Origin of the sequence: Streptomyces prasinopilosus (assembly GCF_001419695.1) — a bacterium.
GTDB lineage: Bacteria > Actinomycetota > Actinomycetes > Streptomycetales > Streptomycetaceae > Streptomyces > Streptomyces prasinopilosus.
The window spans coordinates 1-3,559 of sequence record NZ_LIRG01000233.1 but is presented as its reverse complement, the minus strand read 5'-3'; the positions used below and the strand labels follow the sequence as shown (position 1 = coordinate 3,559).

General features: G+C 74.2%; 4 protein-coding genes and 1 pseudogene. 1 reads left to right on the top strand and 4 read right to left on the bottom strand.

Annotation, left to right across the window (positions count from 1 at the left end; all coding sequences use genetic code 11):
* Nucleotides 1-206 (top strand): annotated as a pseudogene (locus AOK18_RS30715) (ABC transporter permease subunit); the annotation flags it as partial.
* Here AOK18_RS30715 and AOK18_RS11310 read toward each other — a convergent pair.
* From AOK18_RS11310 to AOK18_RS11295, 4 genes are all read right to left on the bottom strand, one after another.
* Entirely contained in the window at nucleotides 196-1,233 is a 1,038-nt protein-coding gene (locus tag AOK18_RS11310) for a branched-chain amino acid ABC transporter permease (protein ID WP_240503140.1), read from the bottom strand. The pseudogene AOK18_RS30715 and the gene AOK18_RS11310 sit on opposite strands and share 11 nt — an antisense overlap.
* Nucleotides 1,226-2,122 (bottom strand): branched-chain amino acid ABC transporter permease, encoded by an 897-nt coding sequence (locus tag AOK18_RS11305; RefSeq protein WP_055574530.1) that lies wholly within the window; start codon nucleotides 2,120-2,122, stop codon nucleotides 1,226-1,228. The genes AOK18_RS11310 and AOK18_RS11305 overlap by 8 nt, the downstream gene beginning before the upstream one ends.
* Entirely contained in the window at nucleotides 2,119-2,919 is an 801-nt protein-coding gene (locus tag AOK18_RS11300) for an ABC transporter ATP-binding protein (RefSeq protein ID WP_055694246.1), read from the bottom strand. Before AOK18_RS11300 ends, AOK18_RS11305 begins: the two co-directional genes overlap by 4 nt.
* A partial coding sequence (locus tag AOK18_RS11295) for an ABC transporter ATP-binding protein (RefSeq protein WP_055694245.1) occupies nucleotides 2,916-3,559 on the bottom strand: 644 nt, incomplete at its 5' end. The genes AOK18_RS11300 and AOK18_RS11295, both read right to left, overlap by 4 nt.

Sequence of the window (3,559 nt, the reverse complement as noted above, 5' to 3'; positions counted from 1 at the left end):
CCCTGGCCGCCCTGCGCGACAGCGAGACCGCGGCCGCCGTGATGGGCGTCGACGTCGCCCGCCACCGCTCGGCGGCCTTCGTGGTGTCGTCCATGTACGCCGGACTCGCGGGCGTCCTCCTGGCCCTCTCCTTCCGCCGGGTCGTCCCGGACTACTTCTCCCTGGTCCTCTCCGTCGACTACCTCGCCATGATCGTCATCGGCGGGCCAGTCCGTGCAGTCCGTCGGGCGCGTACAGCAGGACGAGGACGATCGCGGCGCCGTAGAGGTAGCGGGCGGCCTCGGTGGGGCCGACGGAGCCGTCGGCCGAGCCGGGGGCGGCCACCAGCGGGAGCTGGTCGGCGTAGCGGGTCATGAGCAGCGGGAGCGCGGTGACGAAGACGGCGCCCGCGGTGGCTCCGGCGACGGACCCGAGCCCGCCGATGACGATCATGGCGAGGTAGTCGACGGAGAGGACCAGGGAGAAGTAGTCCGGGACGACCCGGCGGAAGGAGAGGGCCAGGAGGACGCCCGCGAGTCCGGCGTACATGGACGACACCACGAAGGCCGCCGAGCGGTGGCGGGCGACGTCGACGCCCATCACGGCGGCCGCGGTCTCGCTGTCGCGCAGGGCGGCCAGGGCGCGGCCGGGGCGTCCGCGCAGCAGGCCGCGGGCGGTGAACCAGGTGAACGCGAACAGGGCCAGGCCCAGGAACCACAGCCGTTCCTCGGCGCCGAACGGCACGCCGAGCACGGTCAGTTCGGGATCGCCGGCCCCGAAGGTGAAGCCGCCGAGGGTGAAGGGGGGCACGGAGCGGCCGTTGAATCCGCCGGTGACGGAGTCCGCGGTCAGCAGGACGTGGTGGCCGAGGAAGACCAGGGCGAGGGTGGCGATGCCCAGGTAGATGCCCTTCACCCGGCCGGCGACGGGGCTGAAGAGTCCCCCCGCCGCGCCGGCCAGCAGGACGGCGAGGAGGGCGGCGAGGGCGGGCGGCAGTCCCGGTCCGGGTTCGCCCGCCAGCCACGTGTAGCCGTAGGCGCCGGTGGCGAGGAAGAAGGCGTGGCCGAGGGAGAGCTGTCCGGCGGTGCCGGTCAGCAGGGCGAGGCCGACGGCGCCGATGGCGGCCGCCATGGCGAACAGGCCGATGCGCAGCCAGAAGGCGTCCAGGTAGAACGGCGGGAGGCACAGGGCGAGCGCGAGGCACACCATCCGTGCCCCCCGGCCGGTCAGCGCTCCGGGGATGCGGTCAGACACGGGCCGCTCCCTTCGCGCCGAACAGCCCCGTGGGCCGTACCAGGAGCACCAGCAGCATCACGGCGTACGGGGCGACGTCGCCGAAGCCCTCGCCGAGGACGTGCAGGTCGGACTGGTAACCGACGACCAGCGCCTCGGTCAGGCCGATGAGCAGGCTGCCCGCGAGGGCCCCGGCCGGGGAGGCGAGTCCGCCGAGGATCGCCGCGGGGAACGCGTTGAGCGCGATCAGGCCGGTGCTGCGTTCCAGGCCCGGGGCCGGGAACGCGGCGAGGAACACGGCGGCGAGGGCGGCGAGTGCGCCGGCCAGGCACCAGGCGCCGGCGCGCACCCGGCCGAGCCGTACGCCCATCAGGGAGGCGGCCTCGAGGTCCTCCGCCGCCGCCCGCAGGGAGAGCCCCCAGGAGGTGAACCGGAAGAGCGCGAACACGCCGCCGATGACCACGGCGGACACCGCGATCGCCGCGAGCCGGCTGTCGGCGACGGTCACCGGGCCGAGGTCGGTCACGGCGTCGCCCCACGGGTCGCCGAGGGACAGCAGGTCGCCGCCGATGCGCCGGGACAGGTCGGTCAGCAGGACGATGTCGATGCCGATGGTGACGATGGTCTGCACGTGGGCGGAGTGCGCGTCCTGTCCGCCGCGCTGCAGCAGGAACCGGTCCAGGGCGCCCGCGAGGGCGGCGGTGGTGAGGACCGCCAGCGCCAGGGCGCCGGCGAAGCCGAGGTCGTCGTGGAGGACGGCGGTCAGGTAGCCGCCGAACAGGAGCAGGGAGCCGTGGGCGAAGTTCAGCACGCCGGAGGCCTTGAAGATGACGACGAAGCCGAGGGCGACCAGCGCGTAGACCGCGCCGAGGGCGATGCCGCCGAGGACGTTGTCCAGGAACACGGTCATGCCGCCTCCTCCCGGGTGTCGGTGCCGAGGTAGGCGCGCAGCACCTCGGGGTCGCGGCGGACCTCGTCGGGGGTGCCGTGGGCGATGGACCGGCCGAAGTCGAGCACGGTGACGTCGTCGGCGAGCCGCATGACCAGGCCCATGTCGTGCTCCACGAGAACGATGGACAGGCCGAGTTCGGCCCGCAGTTCGCCCACGACCCCGGCCGTGCGGGCGCGTTCGGCGGCGTTCATGCCGGCCACCGGTTCGTCGAGCAGCAGTACGCGTGGCTCCAGGCAGAGGGCGCGGGCGAGTTCCACGCGTTTGCGGTCGCCGTACGACAGGAGGGCGACGGGACTGTCGAAGTGGGCGCCGAGGCCGGTCAGTTCGGCGATCTCCCGGGCCCTCGCGAGGTGTTCGCGCTGCTCGCGGACGGCGCCCGGCAGGCGCAGCGCGGTGGCGGCGAAGCCGGCGCGGGTCAGGGCGTGGCGGCCGAGCATCAGGTTGTCGGCGACCGTTCCGTGGGTGGTGACGATGTTCTGGAAGGTGCGGGCCACGCCGAGCGCGGCGATGCGGTGCGGTGCGAGCCGGGTCAGTTCGGTGCCGCCGAGGGTCACCGTGCCCGCGGCCGGGCGGCACAGGCCGGACAGCACGTTGAAGCAGGTCGACTTGCCGGCCCCGTTGGGTCCGATGATCGCGTGCACCGTCCCGGGTTCGACGGTGAGGGAGACGGCGTCCAGGGCGGTGAGTCCGGCGAAGCGCACGGTGACGTCCCGTACGTCGAGCACGGGCGGCGCGGTGGTGGTGCGGTCGTTCACGCCGCCCCCTGGTCCTCGGCCGCCTCGCCCAGGTAGAGGCGGCGCACGGCGTCGGTGCGGGCGAGTTCGCCGGCGGGGCCGGACAGGCGGGTCTCGCCGACCTCGAGGACGTGGGCGTGATCGGCGAGGGAGAGTGCCATGCCCGCGTTCTGCTCGACGAGGAGCACGGCGGTGCCCTGGGTGTTGATCTCGCGGATCACCTCCGCGATCCGGTGCACCATCCGGGGTGCGAGGCCGAGGGACGGCTCGTCGAGAAGCAGCAGCCGGGGGGCGGCCATCAGGGCGCGGCCGATGGCGAGCATCTGCTGCTCGCCCCCGGAGAGCAGACCGGCGGCCTGGTGGGTGCGTTCGGCGAGCCGGGGGAAGAGCGTGAACACGCGCTCCCGCGCCTCGTGGACCTGGGTCCGGCCGCGGCGGCCGAGTCCGAGCCCGCCGCTGCGCAGGTTCTCGTCGACCGTGAGCCCGGCGAACACCCGCCGTCCCTCCGGGACCTGGACGACTCCGGCGCGCACCGCCGTCACGGGGTCCTTGCCGTCGAGCACGGTGTCTCCGTAGCGGATGCGGCCTGCCGTGATGGTGCCGCGGTGCAGGCGCAGCGTGCCGGACACGGCCCGCAGCAGGGTCGTCTTGCCCGCGCCGT

Bases quoted from the DNA above. Each gene is read 5' to 3' on its own strand.
- AOK18_RS11305 (WP_055574530.1), bottom strand. From the start codon at position 2,122: ATGACCGTGTTCCTGGACAACGTCCTCGGCGGCATCGCCCTCGGCGCG.